Source organism: Paraburkholderia sediminicola (assembly GCF_046026675.1).
GTDB classification, from domain to species: Bacteria; Pseudomonadota; Gammaproteobacteria; order Burkholderiales; family Burkholderiaceae; genus Paraburkholderia; species Paraburkholderia sediminicola_F.
In genome coordinates, this window is sequence record NZ_JAQQEY010000001.1 from 1,323,816 (window position 1) to 1,347,585 (window position 23,770).

The 23,770-nt window shown below is 60.9% G+C and carries 14 protein-coding genes; all 14 read left to right on the plus strand.

The window, feature by feature from the left end:
* Nucleotides 1-249 precede the first annotated feature (249 nt).
* Entirely contained in the window at nucleotides 250-6,135 is a 5,886-nt protein-coding gene (uvrA, locus tag PQQ86_RS05780) for an excinuclease ABC subunit UvrA (RefSeq protein ID WP_408265299.1), read from the plus strand.
* Nucleotides 6,136-7,157: 1,022 nt separating this feature from the next.
* Nucleotides 7,158-7,820 carry an energy transducer TonB gene (locus PQQ86_RS05785; protein ID WP_408270106.1) on the plus strand — a complete coding sequence of 221 codons (663 nt, stop codon included), beginning with the start codon at nucleotides 7,158-7,160 and terminating at the stop codon, nucleotides 7,818-7,820.
* Between the two features lie 77 nt (nucleotides 7,821-7,897).
* Nucleotides 7,898-8,806, plus strand: a complete 909-nt coding sequence (locus PQQ86_RS05790; protein WP_408265300.1) for a MotA/TolQ/ExbB proton channel family protein — start codon at nucleotides 7,898-7,900, stop codon at nucleotides 8,804-8,806.
* Nucleotides 8,807-8,818: 12 nt separating this feature from the next.
* Nucleotides 8,819-9,241, plus strand: coding sequence for an ExbD/TolR family protein (locus tag PQQ86_RS05795; RefSeq protein WP_097391962.1), 423 nt, complete (start codon nucleotides 8,819-8,821; stop codon nucleotides 9,239-9,241).
* Nucleotides 9,242-9,347: 106 nt separating this feature from the next.
* On the plus strand, nucleotides 9,348-9,779 hold the full coding sequence (locus tag PQQ86_RS05800; RefSeq protein WP_054043145.1) for an ExbD/TolR family protein: 432 nt from the start codon (nucleotides 9,348-9,350) through the stop codon (nucleotides 9,777-9,779).
* A gap of 9 nt (nucleotides 9,780-9,788) precedes the next feature.
* Nucleotides 9,789-10,994: a tetratricopeptide repeat protein gene (locus tag PQQ86_RS05805; RefSeq protein ID WP_408265301.1), complete on the plus strand. Its 1,206-nt coding sequence runs from the start codon at nucleotides 9,789-9,791 to the stop codon at nucleotides 10,992-10,994.
* Between the two features lie 303 nt (nucleotides 10,995-11,297).
* Nucleotides 11,298-11,873: a helix-turn-helix domain-containing protein gene (locus PQQ86_RS05810; RefSeq protein ID WP_097391965.1), complete on the plus strand. Its 576-nt coding sequence runs from the start codon at nucleotides 11,298-11,300 to the stop codon at nucleotides 11,871-11,873.
* Nucleotides 11,874-12,255: 382 nt separating this feature from the next.
* Nucleotides 12,256-14,997 (plus strand): TonB-dependent receptor, encoded by a 2,742-nt coding sequence (locus PQQ86_RS05815; RefSeq protein WP_408265302.1) that lies wholly within the window; start codon nucleotides 12,256-12,258, stop codon nucleotides 14,995-14,997.
* 224 nt (nucleotides 14,998-15,221) lie between these two features.
* Nucleotides 15,222-17,177, plus strand: a complete 1,956-nt coding sequence (locus PQQ86_RS05820; protein ID WP_408270109.1) for an extracellular solute-binding protein — start codon at nucleotides 15,222-15,224, stop codon at nucleotides 17,175-17,177.
* 8 nt (nucleotides 17,178-17,185) lie between these two features.
* On the plus strand, nucleotides 17,186-18,238 hold the full coding sequence (locus PQQ86_RS05825) for a microcin C ABC transporter permease YejB (RefSeq protein ID WP_408265303.1): 1,053 nt from the start codon (nucleotides 17,186-17,188) through the stop codon (nucleotides 18,236-18,238).
* Nucleotides 18,192-19,307, plus strand: a complete 1,116-nt coding sequence (locus tag PQQ86_RS05830; protein ID WP_408265304.1) for an ABC transporter permease — start codon at nucleotides 18,192-18,194, stop codon at nucleotides 19,305-19,307. The genes PQQ86_RS05825 and PQQ86_RS05830 overlap by 47 nt, the downstream gene beginning before the upstream one ends.
* Nucleotides 19,304-20,965 carry an ABC transporter ATP-binding protein gene (locus PQQ86_RS05835; protein ID WP_408265305.1) on the plus strand — a complete coding sequence of 554 codons (1,662 nt, stop codon included), beginning with the start codon at nucleotides 19,304-19,306 and terminating at the stop codon, nucleotides 20,963-20,965. The genes PQQ86_RS05830 and PQQ86_RS05835 overlap by 4 nt, the downstream gene beginning before the upstream one ends.
* The gene (locus tag PQQ86_RS05840) at nucleotides 20,958-22,394 is read left to right on the plus strand and encodes a TldD/PmbA family protein (RefSeq protein ID WP_408265306.1); all 1,437 of its coding nucleotides are present in this window, start codon (nucleotides 20,958-20,960) and stop codon (nucleotides 22,392-22,394) included. Before PQQ86_RS05835 ends, PQQ86_RS05840 begins: the two co-directional genes overlap by 8 nt.
* Nucleotides 22,394-23,755: a TldD/PmbA family protein gene (locus PQQ86_RS05845; RefSeq protein ID WP_408265307.1), complete on the plus strand. Its 1,362-nt coding sequence runs from the start codon at nucleotides 22,394-22,396 to the stop codon at nucleotides 23,753-23,755. Before PQQ86_RS05840 ends, PQQ86_RS05845 begins: the two co-directional genes overlap by 1 nt.
* Nucleotides 23,756-23,770 lie beyond the last annotated feature (15 nt).

Here is a 23,770-nt window from a genome sequence, read left to right on the forward strand (position 1 = left end):
TGGTTCCCTTTGAAACGGCACATCGCTTGCTGGCCGGATGATCGGGGGGCGCTCGGCGTCGCCATTCCTGGCCCGAGGCGCCGCGACAGCGCAGCCGCGCCGTGTCATGGAAAACTGTATAAATATACAGTATAGTATCCCCCTACAACCTGGCCTTTGGCGTGTCGTTCCGCCAGCTGGGTATCCCGAACTTGCGCGGTCGCGAGGCGTCCGTGAGAGGTGGTCCACTCATTCTGACGGTCGGAAAAATTGGCATCTAACGGAATTATCCGCATTCGCGGCGCACGCCAGCACAACCTGAAAAACGTCGATCTTGATGTACGAACCGGGGAAATGACGGTCGTCACCGGGCCGTCCGGTTCCGGCAAGTCGAGCCTCGTGTTCGACACGTTGTACGCGGAAGGGCAGCGGCGCTACGTCGAAACCTTCAGCGCCTACGCCCGGCAGTTTCTCGACCGTATGGACCGGCCGCAAGTCGACCGGGTCGACGGCGTACCGCCCGCTATCGCGATTGACCAGACCAACCCGGTGCGCAGTTCGCGCTCCACCGTCGGCACCATGACGGAGCTCAACGATCACCTGAAACTGCTCTACGCGCGCGCGGCCGAACTGTTCGATCGCAAGACCTCGCTGCAGGTGCGCCACGACACGCCCGAAACGATCTACGCCGAGCTGCTCGAGCGGACCGCGGCGAATGATTCGCGGCTGGTCGTTACGTTCCCGGTCGAGTTGCCGGAGACAGCGTCCGAGCAGGAAGTGGAGCAATGGCTCTCAGCAAGCGGTTACACGCGTGTGCAGGCGCAGCGCGAAGTCGATTCGCCCACCGGCAAGCGCAAGCTGCTCGACGTGGTGGCTGACCGCTTCCGTTTGAGCTCGGTCGACAAGCAACGGGTGGTCGAAGCGATCGAGGCATCGCTCAAGCGTGGTGGCGGCCGCGTCAATATTTACGTGCTGCCGGCCGCGCCAGAGTCGCCGGAAGCCAAAGAAGCCGAGCCGCAAATCTGGCGCTTCTCCACCGGCCTGCACAGCCCCGAGAGCGACCTGCGCTACGCGGATCCGCAGCCGGCGTTGTTCTCGTTCAACTCGGCTTACGGCGCGTGCGAAGTCTGCCGCGGGTTCGGCCGCGTGATCGGCGTCGACCTCGGCCTGGTGATTCCCGACGCGCGCAAGACGCTGCGCGACGGTGCGATCAAGCCGATGCAAACGCCCGCCTGGAAAGAATGTCAGGACGACCTGATGCGCTACGCGGCGAAAGCCGATATCCGCCGCGGCACGCCTTGGGGCGAGCTGACGGACGCCGAACGCGACTGGGTCATCAACGGCTCGCCGGACTGGAACGGCAAGTGGCAAAGCCATTGGTACGGCGTCAAACGCTTCTTCGAGTATCTCGAATCGAAAGCGTACAAGATGCACATCCGCGTGTTGCTGTCGAAGTACCGTAGCTATACGCCGTGCGAGACCTGTGGCGGCGCGCGTCTGAAAACGGAATCGCTGTTGTGGCGCTTGGGCAGCAAGCGGAATGCCGACGAGGTGCTGGCACCCGAAAAGCGCTTCATGCCACGGGGCGTCGAGTGGAAGCGTGCACAACTCGAAGCCTTGCCGGGTCTGACCGTGCACGATCTGATGCTGATGCCGATCGAGCGCATCCGGCGTTTCTTCGACGAGATCAGCCTGCCTAGCGCTTTGCTCGACGACGCACTCAAGCTGTTGCTCGCCGAAGTGCGCACGCGCCTCAAATATCTGTGCGACGTCGGCCTCGGCTATCTGACGCTCGACCGGCAAAGCCGCACGCTGTCGGGCGGCGAGGTGCAGCGGATCAACCTGACCACAGCGCTCGGCACCTCGCTGACCAAAACCCTGTTCGTGCTCGACGAACCGAGCATCGGCCTGCATCCGCGCGATCTGAACCGGATCGTCGAGGCGATGCATAGGCTGCGCGATGCGGGCAATACGCTGGTGGTGGTCGAACACGATCCCTCGGTGATGCTCGCGGCGGATCGTCTGATCGACATGGGTCCCGGGCCAGGCGAACGGGGCGGCTCGATCATTTACGACGGCGCGCCTGAAGCGATTCGCTCATCCGGCACGCTGACAGGTGAGTACCTGGGCGGTCGCCGGCATGTAGCGGACGCGGCGCACTGGTCGCAACGTCCCGTGGATGACAGCACGCCGCGCATCGTCCTCGAAGGCGCGACCGAGCACAACTTGCGCGACGTAACTGTCGAGATTCCGCTGCAGCGGCTTGTCTGCGTGACGGGTGTATCGGGCTCCGGCAAGTCCACCTTGCTGCAGGACGTTTTGTATCCGGCCATGGCGCGGCACTTCGGTCTCGCCACCGAATCGCCCGGCTCATTCATGAGCCTGAGCGGCGCTGACCAGGTTACTGACGTGGTATTTGTCGACCAATCGCCGATCGGCAAGACCGCACGCTCGAATCCGGCCAGCTACGTGGGTGCTTTCGACGAAATCCGCAAGCTCTTCGCCAAGGCGCCGCTCGCGCAGCAACGCGGTTACGGCCCCGGTATGTTCAGCTTCAACTCCGGAGACGGGCGCTGCCCGACCTGCGGCGGCTCGGGCTTCGAGCACATTGAAATGCAGTTCCTGAGCGACGTCTACCTGCGCTGCCCGGATTGCGATGGGCGCCGTTATCGCGCAGAACTGCTCGAAGTCAAAATCGAGCGCGGCGAGCCGGCGCGTGCTTTGAGCATTGCCGACGTACTGGAATTGACGGTGAGCGAGGCCACCGCCTACTTCGCCAAGGATGCCGAAGTATTGCGCGTGCTGCAGCCAATCGTCGACGTGGGTCTCGAATACGTGAAGCTCGGCCAGCCGGTGCCCACGTTATCCGGTGGTGAAGCGCAGCGGCTCAAGCTTGCCGGCTTCCTCGCGGAATCGGCACAGGCGCGCACCGCGCGTAGCGCGAAGCAGCCGGTCGCAAAACGCCTGTTCATGTTTGACGAGCCGACCACCGGTCTGCATTTCGACGACATCGCCAAGCTGATGCAGGCGTTCGGCAAGCTGCTGGCGAGCGGTCATTCGCTGATCGTGATTGAACACAATCTCGACGTGATCCGTGCGGCCGATTGGTTGATCGACCTCGGCCCTGAGGGCGGCGACGGCGGTGGCCGGGTGCTGTGCGCGGGCACGCCGGAAGACGTCAAGCTTTGTCCGGAATCGCATACCGGCGAGGCATTGCTGCAATACGACCGCGCCATGAACGCGGCGAGCGAACCGGAATCGCAAGGTGTGCCGTTGCAAAAGGCGTTGAGCGCGGCGCGTGCGCGGCGGGCGATCGAAGGCGAGGACGTGGTGCGTATCGTCAATGCGCGCGAGCACAATCTGAAATCGCTGGATGTGGATATTCCGCACGGCAAATTCAACGTGATTACGGGTGTCTCCGGTTCGGGCAAGTCCACGCTGGCCTTCGACATTCTGTTCCACGAAGGGCAACGCCGTTACCTCGAATCGCTGAACGCGTACGCACGGTCCATCGTGCAGCCGGCCGGTCGGCCCGAGGTCGACGCGGTGTATGGCATTCCGCCCACCGTTGCGATCGAGCAGCGTTTGTCGCGCGGCGGCCGCAAGAGTACCGTGGCGACCACATCCGAAGTGTGGCACTTCCTGCGCCTGCTGTACGTGAAGCTCGGTCTGCAGCACTGCATCCACGACGGCACGCCTGTTACATCGCAAAGCGTCGAATCGATTGCGGCGCAATTGCTGCGTGATCACAAAGGGCAGCACGTCGGTTTCCTCGCACCGCTGGTCGTGAACCGCAAGGGCGTCTATACCGATCTCGCGAAGTGGGCGAAAGCGCGCGGTAATACGCATCTGCGTGTAGACGGCGAGTTCGTGCCGGTGGACCCGTGGCCGAAGCTCGATCGTTTCCGCGAACACACCATCGAGTTGCCGGTGACCGATCTTGTCGTATCGCCCGATCAGGAAGTGGAATTGCGCCAGGCGCTCGATCAGACGCTGGAAATCGGCAAGGGTGTCATGCATCTGCTGGCGCCACTCGACGGTTTGCACGACGCGATCAGCGGGGGCCGTCCTACGGCGAAACTCGGCTCGGTGAAGGTACTGTCCACCAAGCGCGCCTGTCCGGTATGCGGTACTAGCTATCCCGAACTCGATCCGCGCATGTTCTCGTATAACAGCAAGCATGGCTGGTGTACGACATGCGTCGGCACGGGTCTCGCGCTGACGCGCGAACAGCGCGCGGCCTACGACGACACCGTGATCGTCGACGACAACCGCGGCCGCGAGCAGAGCTTGCCTTCCGAGGAGCAGGAACCGGAAGGTCTCGTCGACGAGCCGTGTGCGGACTGCGCCGGTACGCGTCTGAACCCCATTGCGCGCGCGGTCACGTTCGGCGAGCAGGCCATCGTCGACGTCGCGCAATGGACGGTGTCCGATACGCGCGCGTGGATCGACACGCTGGAGATGAGCGGTCGGGACGCGGAAATCGCGCGCGACGTGGTCAGTGAAATCGGCAGCCGCCTGCAGTTTCTGGAAGAAGTCGGGCTCGGTTATCTGAGTCTCGATCGCGCGGCACCGAGTCTGTCGGGCGGCGAAGCGCAGCGCATCCGGCTTGCCGCGCAACTGGGCAGCAACCTGCAAGGCGTGTGCTACGTGCTCGACGAGCCGACCATCGGCTTGCATCCGCGCGACAACCAGATTCTGCTCAATGCCTTGCGCAAGCTGGGCGAAAAGGGCAATACGTTGGTGGTGGTCGAGCATGACGAGGACACGATTCGGCGCGCCGATCACATCATCGATATCGGGCCGGGCGCGGGCAAACGCGGCGGCATGTTGGTCGCGCAAGGCAGCGTGGCCGATCTGTCGGCTCAGCCCGATTCACTGACCGGGCAGTTTCTCGCCAATCCGATCGTGCATCCGCTGCAGCCGCGCCGCGAGGTGGTCGCGCCGACAAAGCGCGCCGCCGCGGTGCCGGAGAACTGGCTTACGGTGCATGGCGGCAAGCTGCACAACCTGCAGAACGTCACCGTCGGCATCCCGCTTTCACGGCTGGTAGCGGTGACGGGCGTGAGCGGTTCGGGCAAATCGACGCTCGCGCGCGACGTGTTGATGGCCAATCTGCTGGACGCGGTGGGGCGCTCGGTGCTGTCGTCGCCGGCCACGCGGCGTGCACGCGCGGCGGCCGAGACCCAGCCGGCGGCGAATCGGCGTTCGAGCGTGTTGGCGCGCACGGCGCCGCGCGCGCCGCTGAACGTCACACATGCCTGGCAAGGGTGCGATGCGATCACAGGCTGGGAAACCATCGACCGTGTGCTCGAAGTCGATCAGACACCGATCGGCAAAACACCGCGCTCGTGTCCGGCGACCTACATCGGCGTGTGGGATGCGATCCGCAAGCTGTTCGCCGGCACGCTCGAAGCGCGCGCGCGTGGCTATACGGCATCGCGTTTCTCGTTCAACACCGGCGAAGGACGTTGCCCCGCCTGCGAAGGGCAGGGCGTGCGCACCATCGGCATGAGCTTCCTGCCCGACGTGAAAGTGCCATGCGACGTTTGTCACGGGCAGCGTTTCAACCCCGAGACACTGGCGGTCACGTGGCGCGGCAAGAATATCGGCGACGTACTGACCATGGAAATCGATGAAGCCGTCGAGTTCTTCGCGCCGATTTCGAACATCGCGCATCCATTGCAATTGATGAAAGATGTCGGGCTCGGTTATCTGACGCTTGGCCAGCCGTCGCCTACCTTGTCGGGCGGTGAAGCGCAGCGTATCAAGCTCGTCACCGAGCTAAGCAAGGTGCGTGACGACATCACGCGTCGTGGTCAGAAGCCGCCGCACACGCTGTATGTGCTGGACGAACCGACTGTCGGCTTGCATATGGCCGACGTCGCGAAGCTGATCCGCGTGTTGCATCGTCTCGCGGATGGCGGTCATAGCGTCGTCGTCATCGAGCACGATCTCGACGTAATTGCCGAGGCGGACTGGATCATTGACCTCGGTCCGGAAGGTGGTGTGGGCGGCGGCACGATTGTCGCTGCTACGGATCCCGAAGGATTGTCGCGTGTTGCGGCGAGTCACACCGGTGCGGCCTTGCGTCCCGTGCTTGCGCGCACGCGGAACGACGCAGCAATCGTCGCGAGCGAGGGAACCAACGGTTGAGGCAGCGGAGCGGCGCAATCGGCTTTGCGTCGTTCCGGTTTGCTCGTCCGGTCTGGAGAGCCGCACATACATGGCGGCTCACGCATAAACCAATTGGCCACTGGCGTTCCATGAACGAGTATTGTCGATACGCTTGGTATGTCCGAGTCGGGCATTATTGTTATCGTCGGCTATATGTAATTTTTGGAATGATTTTGTAATTATATAAATGGCGTAATTGAAATGTGTATTTAGAGTGTCGTAAATACCGCTAAAAAAATTTGGAAACGGTGTTTTTCTTCTGCTATCTTCCTGGCCTTAACGCAGGCCGCTGGTCGGCGCTTGAAACGTACGTTGGATGACCTGTTCGAGATTCGTCGAGGTTGCTGCGCAATCCTCGCGTAACGCCCACCCAGCAGGCCTTTGCGCCACGTATCGCCAGCGACCCGTCAGCAGTTCATGGCGTGTCACGGAAGCCCGCAATAGCGGCTTCATCCCAATTAGCGAGCCGCGCATGGCGCGCTTGCATCTGTTCGACACACGCTTATTCTTTTGAAGCGACGCGAATACGGCATTAGTTAGAGTGTTCTCTCTAAACTTAGTATGCTCCCATCAAAAAAAGTTTGACCCCGCATTTTTTGTCCTGCTATTGTTGCCTCCCATGAAATGCAGGTGACAAACGCGCAAAAAGTTCAGGAGCTGCAGCGCGCTTCGATCAAATTGTCTTCAGCATATTCATGCCAGACGGAAATGAGCCGGTCGAAATTAATCTATTAGTACTTCTACCTAGATGATCGTTCGGCTGCGCTGAAGTGCCGTCGCGGCGTCTCAAAGCCATACCCATGCCATTGCATCAGGGTTGGGCCCTGCGGCATAAATTTTGGACTACAAATCAAAGGCCCCGAGCAGTGGATGCGATTGTCTGAAGTGAACGTTGTTTGCCGTACGTAAGCGCACTGCAGTTACAGAAATGGACGGTTCACGCCGGAGGAGTAAAGGTGGGTACGAAAGTCGAAGGGCAATTTCCGGCAGCAACGGCCCGTATGGAGAGGCCAGGACGCCCGCGTGAGTTTGGGCGCAAGCAGCAAAACCCAGTACGCCGTTTCGGCGGTATCGCAGTTGTTCTGCTCCTGCACATCGTGCTGATCTATGCACTCATCAACGGCCTTGCCACCAAGGTCGTGCAGGTCATCCAGCATCCAATCGAAACCAAGATCATCGAGCCGGTGAAACCGCCTCCGCCGCCGCCGTTGCCCACCGTGCAATTGCCGCCGCCGAAGTTCGCACCGCCGCCGCCGCCGTTCGTGCCGCCGCCGGAAGTGCAGGTGCAAACGCCGCCCCAGCCGACCATCACGCACCAGGCCGCACCGGTGGTATCGGCGCCCGCCGTCGCGCCCGCACCGCCGGCGCCTCCCGCGCCGAGCAAGCCCGTGAGCGCTGAAGTAGGGGTCGTGTGCCCGAACTCGGATCAGATTCGTTCGTCGATTCGCTACCCGAAGGAAGCGCAGGAGAACAACGTGACGGGTGATGTGCTGATTGAATTTGTAGTCGACCCGCAGGGCCATATTACGAATGAACGTGTTGCCAAATCGGCGGACGATTCCTCACTGGATCGCGCGGCCTTCAACGCGGTCAAGCAGTTCACGTGCGTTTCCCAAGGCCAGGCTGTCCGTGTGCAAGTTCCGTTCTCGTTTAATCTGAACTGAAACCCACGGGCTGTTCGGTACCGGTAGCGATTTATCAGTCTTGGTTTAGAAGTTGTACTAATGAACTTGGAGCAGGCATGAAGAAGCGTACTCTCGCCGCATTGGCGGCAACCATGTTGTTCGCCGTAACCACGGTGGATACCTTTGTGGCACCGCAAATGGCTCACGCGCAAGCGAGCGACGCGAGCGCGTCGGCTGCCACCACTGCCACCACCGCCGCACCGCAAACGGCCGCCCCGGCCGCAGACGAAGCGACGCCGCCGCCGGCGCCGGCTACGTCCGAAACGGTCAACAACCCGTACGGTCTCGGCGCGCTCTGGAAGAACGGTGACTTCGTTGCACGCTTCGTGCTGATTCTGCTGGTGCTCATGTCGATGGGCAGCTGGTACATCATGATCACCAAGTTCTTCGAGCAGTTCCGTGCGAACCGCCGTGCGAAGAGTGCCGACGAACAGCTGTGGACCGCGCCGTCGCTGGTCGAAGGTGCGAAGCTGCTCGACGAAGCATCACCGTTCCGCTTCATCGCCGAAACGGCCATCGAGGCAGGCGAGCATCATGACGAAGCCCTGCTCGAAGCCGTCGACCGCAACACGTGGATTGATACGTCGGTCGAGCGTGCGATCACCAATGTGTCGAACCGTCTGCAAGACGGCCTGGCGTTCCTCGGTACGGTTGGCTCAACAGCGCCGTTCGTCGGTCTGTTCGGTACGGTGTGGGGGATTTATCACGCGCTGACGGCAATCGGTATCGCCGGCCAGGCTTCGATCGACAAGGTCGCGGGCCCGGTGGGCGAGGCGCTGATCATGACCGCGATCGGTCTCGCCGTCGCCGTGCCGGCTGTGCTTGGCTACAACTTCCTGGTTCGCCGCAACAAGTCGGTGATGGAGCGTGTTCGTGCGTTCGGCGCACAACTGCACACTGTCTTGCTCGCAGGCAGCCGGCGCTCGGCACGCGCTTCGGCTCGTGAAGCATCGCTGGCCCAATAAGCGGAGTCTGTCATGGCTATGAGCGTTGGGCAGGATGATAACGACGAGGTCATCTCCAGTATCAACACCACGCCGCTTGTCGATGTGATGCTGGTTCTGCTGATCATCTTTCTGATCACGATTCCGGTGGTGACGCATACGGTGCCGGTGCAACTGCCGAAGGAGACGATCCAGCCGCTGCAGACCACGCCAAAAAGTATCGTCATTGCGGTCAACCACGACGGCGATTTCTTCTGGAACGAGAAGCAGGTGGATGGGCCTACGCTGCTGACACGCCTGAAAACCGTGTCGGTCATGACGCCGCAACCGGAAGTGCACGTTCGCGGCGACCAGAGCGCGCGTTATGAGTTCATCGGCCGGGTCATTACCGCGTGCGAGCGCGCCGGTATCGCCAAGGTTTCGTTTATTACTGAGCCGCCCGCACGCGGCGGCTAGCTTTGCATGGGACCAGAGTAAGAGCTTTGCACCAACTCTGGTCGACAGCTTTGCATGGGATTGGACTAAGCGCTAAAGCGCCAAGTCCAATCGACAGGAGGTGATCATGGGAATGAACGTATCTTCGGGCGGCGGCAGTTCCGAACCGGATGTGATGGTCGATATCAACACCACGCCGTTGATCGACGTGATGCTGGTGTTGCTGATCATGTTGATCATCACGATTCCGATCCAGACGCATGCCATCAAGATGAACTTGCCGGTCGGCAATCCGCCGCCGCCGATCACGCAGCCGGAAGTGGTCCAGATCGATATCGACTTCGACGGCACCACGACCTGGAACGGTCAGCCGGTACCTAACCGCGCGGCGCTGGAATCCAGGCTTGCACAGGTGGCTGCCGAACCGGTCCAGGCGGAAATCCACCTGCGGCCTAACAAGCTGGTGCCGTACAAGGATGTCGCCGCGGTGATGGCGTCCGCGCAACGACTGGGCGCGACGAAAATCGGCCTGATCGGTAACGAGCAGTACATGCAATAGGGAAGTGGAATGCTAACGATCCATCAACGGTTCAAGCGCGCCGTCATCGCGGCCGCTATCGGAGGGCTGTCCGCGCTCGTCGTGCTGCCGGCCACGTCTCATGCTGCGGACACCTTGCGGCCGGATGTGGCGAAGCCGCTGAATGCCGCGCAGGATCTGTATCGCGCGCACAAGTACAAGGATGCGTTGACGAAGATCGATCAGGCCGACGCCGTGCCGGGCAAAACGCCCTATGAAAGCTATATGATTCAGGAGATGCGCGGCGCCGCGGCAGCGGCAGCCGGTGAATCCGGTGTGGCCGCCCAGGCCTACGAAACCTTGCTGGGTTCAGGGCGCCTGACCGGCGCTGATGAGCAGCGCACCACCGCGGCGCTTGCAGGCATCTACTTCCAGCAGAAAAACTACGCACAGTCTGCGAAGGTCGCGCAACGCTATCTGAAGTCGGGCGGCAGCGATCCCGACATGCGCACATTGCTAGTTCAGTCTTACTACCTGTCAAACGATTGCGGCAGCGTGGTGAGCCTGCTCAAACCGGGCATCGATGCGCAAGTGCGCGCCGGTCACGCGCCCGATGAGTCGCAACTGCAATTGCTCGGCACGTGCGCGCAACGAGTAAAAGATGATGCGACGTACCGCAGCACGCTCGAAAAGCTGGTTGCCTATCATCCGAAGCAGTCTTACTGGGACGATCTGTTCAACGCGATTCGCAGCAAACCCGGCTATTCGTCGGCGCTGGATATCGACACCTTCCGTCTGCGCCGTGCGACTGGCTCGCTCAGTACCGCCGACGATTACATGGAAATGACGCAGCTCGCGATCGTGGCCGGCACCACGGCCGAAGGCAAGCAGGTTATCGATCAAGGTTTTGCGTCAGGCGTTCTGGGCCACGATGCACAGGCCGATCGCGAGAAGCGGCTGCAGGCACTTGCCGCGAAACGGGCGCAAGCGCCAGCGGATCCCGCGAACCCTGTCGCGCCGGTCGACGTCGCCTTCAACGAGGTCTTCGCGGGGCAGGCGAAGCAGGGGTTGACGGCAATGGACGCTGCGATCGCGAAGGGCGGAATCGATCACCTGGACCAGGCACAACTGCATCTCGGCGAGGCGTACTACATGGCGGGCGATAAAGCGCGTGCAGTGCAAACCTTCCGCGCAGTGAAGGGCACCGATGGTTCGGCCGACCTCGCCCGTTTGTGGGTGCTGGTGGCGTCGAAGTAGCGGCACCCTGGTCCCGATATGTTTCTTCCTGCGAAGTGCCTCCGAGGTATCCGTGCATCGAACCGGGTGGCACATTCTCGCAGTATGGGACACAGGCAGTCGCGAATAGACGGGTGTGGTTGCGTGCACAGCTATCGCCCGGTTCACGGCAAGTACGGAAGTGTCCCGGCGATCGCCTTGATGGAGTCACTTTCCGCGGCCACTAACCAGGCATATCGCGCATGTCTTAGGGAGGATGTTGCACTCAACGAAACATAGTTTCGTTTTATCAAACTAATTTTGACTACGGGATTCTGTCTTGCTATGGTTTTGCCACTCGATAACAAGGCACAGGTCGCAGTTTCGATAGGAAGCAAAATTCGCGCGCTTCGCCAACGGCTCAAGCGCACGCTGGATGAAGTGGCAACCACGGCGGGAATTTCCAAGCCCTTTTTGTCGCAGGTGGAACGAGGTCACGCAACACCTTCGATTACCTCGCTCGTTGGCATTGCTCGGGCTTTAGGTGTGACGGTGCAGTACTTCGTCGATACGCCAACTGAAGACAAGTCGGTGCAAAGAGGAAAAGAGCTGAAGTACTTCGGGTTCGACGGAACCGCGAATCTTTTTGGACGGCTGACGAACCTGTCGGTTGGCAGCAAGCTGGAAGTGATTCTCGTCAGGATGCCGGTGGGACAGAACCCGTCGGAAGTCACGACGCATGCAGGGGAAGAGTTCTTGTATGTGATGAGCGGCCAGATATCGCTCACGTTAGAAGGTACAACGTTCGTATTGCAGGCCGGTGACACCGCGCACTACGAGTCCACTGTGCCTCACGCCTGGTGCAATACCGCCCGCGAAGAAGCGGTGGTCGTCTGGGTCGGCACGCCAAGATTGTTTTAGATGCCTTTGCTCCATGCTTTCGTCGAAAGCGGTCAAGCCATATTTGTAAGCATTACTTAAGGTTGAGTCGGGAATGAATCTGGTTAGGGGCGCATTGCCCCAATAGTCAGAGCCCGAGGTAGTAGAAGTGAAAACAATTAGAAAGCGCTGCGCATTTCGTTTGTAATAAATAAGTAGTCCGATATTGAAGTATCTGAAGTGTCCCGTCTTTCTGTCTGTATTTGCAAACTGGTGAGCTGTTGACCGGTTTGCCAGGCCATGGAAGGACGGGTCAGCTTTGACGGAGCGCGGCGCAAGATCGCCGTATATCGAGTGGGGAGGTTCACAAGACCTCTCTTCACACACACAGCTGTGGCCTTAATTGACGAGCGGGAAGGGGAAAATGAAACAAAGGGCATTGGCGTTGGCCATCAAAAGAATAATCTGGGCTGAACTGGCATTGTCGGCCGTAATCGCCGTACCGGCGTTTGCACAAAGCCAGCCGGCCACCACCGGAACCGCGGCAGGCGCGACGACGGAGAGCACGCCGGCAGCGGCTGCAACTCCGGCATCGGGCACCGCCGCGACACCGTCCGCGGACAACACGACCGCGACGCCGGCTGGCAAAGGCGTTCAGCAACTGAAGAAATTCGAAGTGACCGGGTCGCTGATCCGCAGCTCGGACAAGGTCGGCTTCAACCAGGTTCAGACGGTTACGCAGAAAGACATTCAGAATAGCGGTGCAACGACTGTCTCCGATTTTCTGCGCGACACCTCGGCTAACTCGGCGAATAGCTGGAGCGAAGGCCAGTCCGGCAACTTCGCTGCAGGCGCTGCGGGTATCGCTCTGCGCGGCCTTAGCGAAAAGTACACGCTGGTGCTGGTGGATGGACAGCGCGTGGCGCCGTTCGCGTTTTTCTCGAACAGCGTCGACTCCTTCTTCGACCTGAACACGCTGCCGTTGAATTCCATCGACCGCATCGAAATCGTGAAGACGGGCGCCGTGTCGCAATACGGCTCGGACGCTATCGCAGGCGTGGTCAACATCATCACGAAGCACGACTTCCAGGGCCTGCAACTCGACGGCAGCTACGGCAGCGCCATCAACGGTGGCGGCGGTGCCGGCACGACCAAATTCGGCGCGCTCGGGGGCTTCGGCGATCTCAACTCCGATCGCTTCAACGTGACGGCTGCCGCGAGCTACTACAAGTCGAACGGCTTCACGCTCGCAGACCGCGACTCGACGCGCAACCAGGATTTCACCAATCAACCGGGCGGCCTTTCGTTGCTCGCGCCGTCGTACTGGAATATGCCCGACGGTAGCGTGCAGGCGTTGAGCGGCTGTCCGTCCGGCGGTTCGGTGCACCCTGCAGCCACCAATTCGCTGACTGCCGGCAAGGCTGGCACGGTCTGCGCATTCAATACCGCGGAAGGCACGTCCATCGCGCCGATGACCGAGCGTCTCAATGCGAAGCTTCACGCTGATTTCAAGATCAACGATACGACCACGGCGTTCGGCGACTTCCTGATCAGCAGAAACACGACCACGACCAACGACGGTCTGTGGGGCAATGTGGTCGGCAATCCGCAGAATCCCACGCTGGTGTTGAACCCGCAGACGAAGCTGCTCACCCCGTTTAGCACGGTTGTGCCGGCGACCAACCCGTACAACCCGTTCGGGGTTGGCACGCCGCTCACGTATGCTTTCCCGAACACGGTATCGGAAAAGACGGATGCCACCTACTGGCGCGCATCCACGGGTATCAAGGGTTCGTTCAACCTGCCGAACGGTGAATGGGATTGGGCGACGTCGGTCAGCCACTCGCAAAGCACGGTGGCGAACACCTACACGAACCAGCTGAACACCGCCGCACTGACGAACATTTACCAGAACGGGACGCTGAATTTCGCGAATCCGTCGGCTACGCCCAATGCGTTCAACGGGCTGTACATGGATGCGAACAACCTGGGTGTCTCGAAGCTCGATACCGTCGACGCGACGTTGTCGACGCCTGAGCTGTTCCATCTGCCGGCCGGCGACGTGGGTCTCGGGTTCGGTGCGCAGTTCACGCACCAGAGCGAAGTGCTCACGCCGGGTGCAGAATTCCTGCAGGGCCTGGTGATCAATCCGAATCTCCAGACGGTGAACGGCCAGCGCAATGTGGCGGCCGTGTATTACCAGGTGGACATTCCGATTGTGCACAACCTGACCTTCAGCCAGTCGGGTCGTTACGACCATTACAGCGATGTGGGCGGTGCGTTCTCGCCGCGCTTCGCGCTGCGCTATCAGCCGGTTCAGGCGCTCACGTTGTACACGTCGTACGACCGCGGTTTCCGTGCGCCGACGTTCGTCGAAAACAGCAAATCGCAAACGCTCGGGATCCAGGTGGATCCGAACACTGGTCTGAACTACACCTCGATCACAGAGGGTAATCCGAACCTGGCGCCGGAGCGTACGCGGAACTTCAACATCGGCTTCCAGTTGTCACCGACCCGTACAACCGATGTTGGCCTTGACTGGTACAAGATTCGCGTCGATAACGTGATCGGCCAGGGCGCGCCTTCGCAAGTTGCTACCGATCCGACTACGGGCGACGTGCTGTACAAGGTCATTCCGTATCAGAACCTCGGCTACCTCGACACGAACGGCTTCGAAGGCACGTTCCGTCAGGCGCTGCCGACGACGACCGCCGGTACGTTCACCTTGTCGACTGACTGGGCTTATGTGAACAGTTTCAAGATCGGCTTCCTGGGCGGAGCACCGGTGAACGGCGCGGGTAATAACTTCACCCTCACGCAACCGTTCGGCGGCAGCTTCCCGCGCTGGAAGGGCAACACCACCCTGGACTGGACATACCACAAGTTCGACGCAGCATTGACGTGGCAGTTCACGGGTCCGTACGCGCAGAATCTGAATCCGGCCGCGTCGAGCAGGGTGGGATCGTACAGCCAGTTCAACCTGATGATGACGTACACGGGCTTCAAGCACTGGACGATCTACGGCGGTATCGACAACATCTTCAACCGTACGCCGCCGTACGATCCGATCTTTGCGAATGGCACGTTGGATCAGAACGGGTACGATCAGTCGATCTATACCTACATTGGCCGTTTCGCGCAAATCGGCGCAACGTACAAGTTCTGAGGTCGCTGTAGTTGATCTGGTGGAAGCACCGCTCCGGTTCCGTTCGTGCAAGGAACCGGAGCGGTGTGCTTTAAGCGGCGACTCATCGTAAGGCGGCGCAGGCTGCCTGTCGTCGCAATGGACCAGCGTGCACCGGTAAAGCCAACAGGTTGTACCTGTGCCGCAGGACGAATCGCGCGCAGGTCACGAGCCGGTGCGCACTGTATGGGCTGATGAAAAGAATGATGAATTCCGGACTGTTGCGCCTGCACGACGCGATTGGATGTTTGCTCGGCGCAGTGCGCCGAGCCGCGAGCATCTCGTTCGTCATTGCCGCTGCGCCTGGCCTACTAGCGATATGCGGAGCGATGCCGATGGCGGCGCAGGCAAAGTCGTCGATTTCACAGTACGATCAGCCGAAGTATCCCGCCGACTTCGCGCACTTCGACTACGCGAATCCCGACGCGCCCGCTAACGGTTCGCTCAGTTTCGAAAACTATAGCGAACTGCAGACTTACGATTCGCTGAACCCTTTCCTGGTGCGTGGCGCGCCCGCGCCCGACGTCCTCAATCTGATGTTCGATACGCTGATGCAGCGTAGCTGGGACGAACTGGCCTCCGAATATCCTCTGATCGCCGACGATGTCGAAGTCACACCGGATCTGACGTCAGCGACATTCCATATCAATCCTGCCGCACGCTTTTCGAACGGCGACCCGATCACGGCCGCCGACGTCAAATATTCGTACGACACGTTGACAAGTCCGCAGGCCTCGCCGCTTTTCAACGCGCAGTTCTCGATCATCAAAAGCGCGACGGTGATCGACAAGAGCACGATCCGCTTCGATTTCAAGCATGCCGAACGCGATGCACCATTGATCGCCGGCGATCTGCCGATCTTCTCACCGAAGTGGGGGATGCAGCCGAACGGCAAGCGTCTGCCATTCGACCAGATTTCTTCCACGCCGCCGATCAGCAGCGGCGCCTACCTGATCGAGAGCCGCAAGAACGACAAGCAGATCACGTATCGCCGCAACCCCGACTACTGGGCGGCGAATCTGCCGTCGCGCCGTGGCATGTTCCGTTTCGAGCGCATCACCTTCAACCTGTACCGCGACCACTACACGCAACTCGAAGCCTTCAAGGCGGGCGATGCGGACGTCATCGTCGAATACAGCGCGACGCAGTGGGCGCGCAAATATGTCGGCAAGAACTTCGACAACGGACTGTTGAAGAAAGGCGAATTCGCCGACGGTCCCGCGCAGATGCAGGGTATGTTGATGAATATGCGCAAGCCGATGTTCCAGGACCCGCGCGTGCGCCACGCCCTGACGCTGGCACTCGACTATGACTGGATGAACCGGATGATGTTCTACGGTCAATACAGGCGTACGAACAGCTATTTCGAGGCCAGTCCGTTCGGCGCGACCGGCATGCCGGGCGAGAAGGAACTGGCGCTGCTCGAACCATTGCGCGGCAGCGTGCCACCTGAAGTGTTCGGTCCGATGCTCAAGCAACCCGACACGATTGCGCCGAATTCCTTGCGCGGCAATTTGCGGGTGGCGCGCGATCTGCTGGCGCAAGCCGGGTGGCACTATCGCGATGGTGCATTGCGCGACGCCAACGGTACGCCGATGACGATCGAGATCATGGACGATCAGCCCGGCATGGATCGTCTGATCCTGCCGTATATGCAGGCGCTCGACATGCTGGGCATTCAGGCCCATATGCGCGAAATCGACAGCGCGTTGTACGAGAAGCGTCTGGATAATTTCGAGTACGACATGACCACCTTCATCTATCCGCCGGTCACGATTCCGGGCGCCGAACTGACGCGCCGCTTCGGCAGTGCGGCTGCGTCCGAAGTCGGCTCCGAGAACTATACGGGCATCCGTTCGAAGGCGGTCGACTCGCTGATTCACTCCGCACTTACCGCCACCAATCTCGATGATCTGGAAGCGGCGACCCGTGCGCTGGATCGCGTGCTGATCTATTCGTTTTATCTTGTGCCCGAGTACTACGCACCGGGCGCGCGCATCGGCTACAAGACCACGTTCGGCTTTCCGAAGACCGTGCCGAATTCCTACCAGTACGAAGACTGGGTCATCGACTACTGGTACGTGAAAGCGCCTGGCACGCAAGCGACACAGAAGCTCCAGGCCGCGCAATCCGCGAGTTCAACCACGGCCACGGCCCACTGAGGAACGCCATGCTTGCCTACATTCTCAGACGATTGCTGTTGATGGTGCCGACGCTGCTCGGCGTGGTCACGCTGACCTTTGTCGTCACGCAGTTCGTGCCGGGTGGGCCGGTCGAGCAGGTGATGACGCAACTCCGCCACGGCGCTGGCCGTGGCGGAGAGGCGGGGGCGGGTGGCGGAGGCTATCACGGCAGCCAGGGTGTCGATCCGCAGCAACTCGAGCAGATCAAGAAGCAGTTCGGCTTCGACAAGCCGCCACTCGAGCGCTACGTTCTGATGCTCAAGCGTTATGCGACCTTCGATCTCGGCCAGTCCTACTATCAGCATGACAGCGTGTGGGAGGTCATCAAATCGAAGCTGCCGGTGTCGATCACGCTCGGCTTATGGACGGTGATGCTCACGTATCTGATATCGGTGCCGTTGGGCATCGCGAAAGCGGTGCGCAACGGCTCGCGCTTCGATACTGTCACCAGTGTGCTGGTGCTCGCCGGCTACGCGATTCCTGGTTTCGTGCTGGGCGTGCTGTTGCTGATGCTGTTCGGCGGCGGCACCTTCTGGCAGGTGTTTCCGATGCGCGGCCTGACCTCGGATAACTTCAACGACCTCAGTGCGTTCGGCAAGCTGCTCGACTATTTGTGGCACATCGTGCTGCCGGTCACCGCTTCGGTGGTGGGCAACTTCGCGATCGTCACGATCCTGACGAAGAACACCTTCCTCGAGGAGATAGGACGTCAATACGTATTGACTGCACGCGCCAAAGGGGCACCGGAGCGCGACGTGCTGTGGAAACACGTGCTGCGCAATGCCGCGATTCCGTTGCTGACCGGTTTGCCGGCGGCCTTCGTCGGTGCTTTCCTGAACGGCAATCTGTTGATTGAAACCCTGTTCTCGCTCGACGGCATGGGCCAACTTTCGTATGACTCGGTGATTCGTCGTGACTATCCGGTTGTGCTCGGTTCGCTGTTCCTGTTCACGCTGATCGCCCTCGTAACCAAACTCATTGCTGACGTCTGCTATGTCCTCGTCGACCCCCGCATCCAATTCAACCGCCTGGACCGCTGATCAGTCCGGCGCCGCGCACGTGGCGTCGCCGTCTCCCTGGCGGCGTACATGGCTGCGCTTCAAGCGGCAACGGCTCGGTTACTGGAGCCTCGTGATCTTCGTGTCGCTGTTCGTCATCAGCCTGTTCGGCGAGGTGCTGTCCAACGATCGTCCGTTGATTGTCCGCTATGACGGGCACTATTACTTTCCGATTGCCAAAGACTATTCGGAGAAGATTTTCGGGGGAGATTTTCCGGCGCGCGCGAATTACCTCGATCCGTATATCCGTTCGCGGCTTGAATCGAATGGCAACTTCGCGATCTATCCGCCGAATCATTTCCATTACGACACGATCGACTACTTCGCCGCCCATCCGTACCCGGCTCCGCCCACCCGAAGCAACTGGCTCGGCACGGATCAGTACGGGCGCGACGTGCTTGCGCGGCTGCTGTACGGTTTCCGGCTCTCGGTGCTGATGGCGCTCGCGCTCACGGTTTCCGGCGTTCTGATCGGCGTATTGACCGGTGCGGTGCAGGGCTTCTACGGCGGACGCACAGATCTGATCGGTCAGCGTCTGATCGAAATATGGAGCTCGATGCCTGACCTGTACCTGCTAATCATCTTTGCGTCGATCTTCGAGCCCACGCTATGGTTGCTCTTTATTCTTCTCTCGATGTTCGGTTGGCTCGTGCTCTCCGACTACGTGCGCGCTGAGTTTCTGCGTAACCGTTCACTGGACTACGTGAGGGCGGCACGCACCATGGGGCTCTCGAACTGGCAGATCATGTGGCGCCATGTGCTGCCGAATAGCTTGACGCCGGTGATCACGTTTCTTCCGTTTCGGATGAGCGCGGCGATTCTGTCGCTGACCAGTCTCGACTTCCTGGGGCTGGGCGTGCCGCCGCCCACGCCGAGCCTCGGCGAATTGCTTCAGGAAGGCAAGAACAATCTCGACGCCTGGTGGATTTCGATTTCGGCTTTCGCCGCCCTGGTGATCACGCTGCTGCTGTTGACCTTCATGGGCGATGCATTACGTAATGCGCTCGATACGCGCAAACGCGGTTCGGCGTTCGGCGGAGGTCCGCGATGAGCGAAGCCAAACCAAACCGGCCGTTGCTGGAAATCGATCGTTTCTCCGTGCGTTTCGGCGACAAGATCGCGGTGCATGAACTCAGCCTCTCGATCGCGCGCGGTGAGCGCGTCGCCCTGGTCGGCGAATCGGGCTCCGGCAAGAGCGTCACTGCGTTGTCAATTCTGCGTCTCGTCGAGCACGCTGATCTGAGTGGCCGCATGCTGCTCGACGGTGAAGATCTGCTGCAGAAGACCGAGCAGCAGATGCGCGGTCTGCGTGGCGCCGACGTGGCGATGGTGTTTCAGGAACCGATGACGGCACTCAATCCGCTCTTCACGATCGGCAAGCAGATCGCCGAAAGTTTGCGCCTGCATGAGGGTTTGCGGCCGAACGCGGCGCGTCAGCGCGGCATCGAGTTGCTCAGGCGCACCGGCATTCCCGAGCCGGAGCGGCGCATCGACAGTTTTCCGCATCAACTGTCCGGCGGCCAGCGGCAACGCGCGATGATCGCCATGGCGCTGGCGTGCCGGCCACGTCTGCTGCTTGCCGACGAACCGACCACCGCGCTCGACGTCACCGTGCGTCAGCAGATCGTCGATCTGTTGATCGCGTTGCAGGAGCAGGAAGCGGCTGAACGTGGCATGGCCGTGCTGCTGATCACGCATGACCTGAATCTGGTGAAGCGTTTCGCGCAGCGCGTCGCGGTGATGGAAAAGGGCGTGCTGGTCGAAACCAATACGACTGAAGCGTTGTTCTCCAACCCACAGCATCCCTACACGAAGCGTCTGCTGGACAGCGAGCCGCAACGTGCAGTGGAGCCGGTCGAGCCGGATGCGCGGCGCTTGCTCGAAGTGCAGGGGCTCGCCGTCGACTACAGCACCTCCGCGAAAGGCTGGCGCTCCATGTTCGGCCGCTCCACGTTCCGTGCAGTGCACGACGTCGACCTGAGCGTGCGGCGCGGCGAAACGCTCGGCATCGTCGGCGAATCGGGGTCGGGCAAATCGACGCTGGCGGCCACCGTGCTCGGCCTGCAGCGACCGGCCGCCGGCCATATCCATATCGACGGTTTGCCGCTTGCTTCGCTGAAAACCGCGCGCTCCCGCCGCGAGTTGTATTCGCGCATGCAAGTCGTGTTTCAGGACCCGTTCGGCTCGTTGTCGCCACGTATGACGGTGGAGCAGATCATCGGTGAAGGCCTGACCATGCATCAGCCCGACATGGACGCAAAGGCACGGCGCGCACGCGTGGGTAGCCTGCTGGAAGAAGTGGGGATGCCCGCGGACGCCATGTTGCGCTATCCGCATGAGTTTTCCGGCGGCCAGCGCCAGCGTATAGCGATTGCGCGTGCGCTCGCGGTCGAGCCGGAATTGCTGGTGCTCGATGAACCGACCAGTGCGCTCGATGTATCCATCCAGAAACAGGTGCTGAATCTGCTGACAAATCTGCAGAAAAAGTACAAGCTAAGCTATTTGTTCATTACGCACGATCTGGCGGTGATGCGAGCCATGGCGCATCGCGTGATCGTGATGAAGTCAGGGCGCATCGTCGAAGCCGGCGACACACTCGATGTGTTGCACGCGCCGTCGCATCCTTATACCCAGTCGCTGCTCGCGTCGTCGCTGATCGTGTCGCCGGCGGGTGGGGCAAAGACTCATACGGGAACCGTTAATGATTGACGAACGTTGGGCGCAAGCCGCCCAGTCGCTTACGAGCCGCGCGGCGTTCTGGTCGCTGCGCATTGTCGATGAACAGATCGACGATCACGAGATCCGCAACGACATCGCGCAACCCATGCGCACCGTGCGCGATCGTGGCGCAATGCTGATCGCATGGGTGGGCGCGGGTGCAGGCTATGCGGCTACCGCGAATCTGAGTGCAGCGGGTCTGCAGGAAGCGCTGGATCTCGCCACGGCCCGCGCTGAAGCGAGCGCAGCCTTGTCGCTGATCGATCATCGCGAGGTGGTGCGTCCCGCGGTGAGCGGCCACTATGTGTCGCCGAATGCGCAGCTTGCGTTGCCGAGTCGCGCCGAATGGTTGGACCGCTTGAGCGTGGAGTGCGCGGGCGCGAATCTCGATGCACGCATTGTCGAGCGCGTCGCGGCCGTGCAGATCACACTTACCGATCAGCTCTACATCACCAGCGACGGCGTTCGCATCGATCAGCAGTTCCAGTTCGTGATGCCGCAACTGAGCGTGGCCGCCCACGCGGACGGCGATACGCAGGTGCGTACCCTCGGCGGCAACTACGGCACCCTGGGACAGGGCGGTATGGAAGTGCTGACACGCTTCGGCTTTGACGGCTCGGGTGCGCGTGTCGCCAATGAAGCGCTGCAATTGCTGGCCGCGCCGAATTGCCCGTCAGGCAAGCGCGATTTGCTGCTGATGCCCGATCAGATGATGCTGCAGATTCACGAATCGATCGGCCATCCGCTCGAACTCGATCGCATTCTCGGTGACGAGCGCAACTTCGCCGGCTGGAGCTTCGTCAAGAAAGAAATGTTCGGCTCGTACCGCTACGGTTCGGAACTGCTGAACGTGACCTTCGACCCGGAACTGCACGAGGAAGCCGCCGCGTACGCATTCGACGACGACGGCACCGAAGCGAAGAAACAATATCTGATCCGCGACGGCGTGCTCGAACGTCCGCTTGGCGGCGCGCTTTCGCAGCAGCGCGCGCATATGGCGGGCGTGGCGAATTCGCGTGCGTCGAACTGGAACCGCCCGCCGATCGACCGGATGGCGAATCTGAACATTGAACCCGGCGAGAGTTCGCTGGAGCAGATGATCGGCAATATCGAACACGGCATTCTGATGCGCACCAATACGTCCTGGTCGATCGACGACCATCGCAACAAATTCCAGTTCGGCTGCGAGTTCGGTCAACTGATCGAAAACGGCAAGCTCACCCAGATCGTCAAACAGCCGAATTACCGCGGCATTTCGGCGAATTTCTGGCGCAGCCTGAGCGCGGTGGGGAACGCGCAGACGCGCGAGGTGTATGGCACGTCCATGTGCGGCAAGGGCGAACCGGCACAGATCATTCGCGTCGGCCATGCCTCGCCGGCTTGCGTGTTCAGCGACATCGACGTGTTTGGAGGCGCTTGATGAGCCAATTCATCTCCTCGCGCTCCGCTCCGTCGATCGACTGGCAGCAGCATTTCACGTCGCTGGCCGATGCCATCGAACGCTTGCAGCAAGGCGCTGAAACCACGCTTAGCTCCTTTGCCGGCGAGCAGTCCGACTTTATCCGCTTCAACTCGGGCAAGGTGCGGCAGATCGGCAGCGTGTCGCAAGGCAAGCTGACCTTGCGTTTGATCGACGGTGCGCGCCAGGCCTATTCGACGCTGACCGTCTGCGGCGATCTGCAACAGGATCTGGACGACGTGAGCGCGGCGCTCGCCACCTTGCGTGAAAGCCTGCGCGGTGCGGCGGACGATCCGCATCTGCTGTTCGACACGTCGCAATGGCAGCGCGCCACGCAGCGTTCGGGCAAGCTGCCGGAGCCGGGCGGCCTGTTGCGCACCGTTGCCGAATGCGCGCAAGGGCTGGACTTCGTGGGCTTTTACGCGGGTGGCACGATCGTGCGCGGTTTCGCGTCCACGGGGGGCAGTCGCGGCTGGTACGAAGTCGATAACTTCAATTTCAGCTGGTCGCTATACGACCCGAGCGGCCGCGCGATCAAAACCACATACGCGGGCGACGACTGGAGCGATGCTGTTTTCGCGCGCAAGGTCGAGCAGGCCGCCGCGCGCCTGTCCGTGCTTGCGCGCACGCCGCGCACCTTGGCGCCGGGGCGGTATCGCTCGTATCTGGCGCCTGAAGCGCTTGCGGAATTGCTCAGCGTGACGGCATGGTCTGGCTTTTCCGCACGTGCCCAGGCCACGTCGCGCAGCGAGTTGTACAAGTTGCATGTGGGAGAAATCGTAGTCGACCCGCGCGTCACGATCAGCGAAGATCTGAATCTCGGCATTACACCCGGCTTCAACGACGACGGCTATTTGCGCGAAAGCGTCCCGCTGATCCAGGCCGGCCGCAGTGCAGAACGCCTGACCAATGCACGCAGCGCGCGCGAGTACGGGTTGACGCCCAACGGTGCGCTGGCGAACGAGTCGCCGGCGGCGCTCTCGATGGAAGCGGGCGATCTGCTGGAAGAGGACGTGCTGGCGAAGCTCGATACCGGTCTCTACATCGGCAATCTCTGGTACGTGAATTTTTCGGACCGGATGAATTGCCGCCTGACCGGCATGACGCGCTTCGCAACCTTCTGGGTCGAGAACGGGCAGATCGTCGCGCCGCTCGAAGCCATGCGTTTCGACGACAGCCTGTATCGCGTGCTCGGCAGTGAACTCGAGCAACTCGGCGCGCAGGCGGAATTGCTGTTGAGCGACTCAACATGGGGTGAGCGCGCCACGGGCGGCATGCAACTACCCGGCATTCTGACGAGGTCATTCGAATTGACGTTATGAGCCTATGAATCAAGA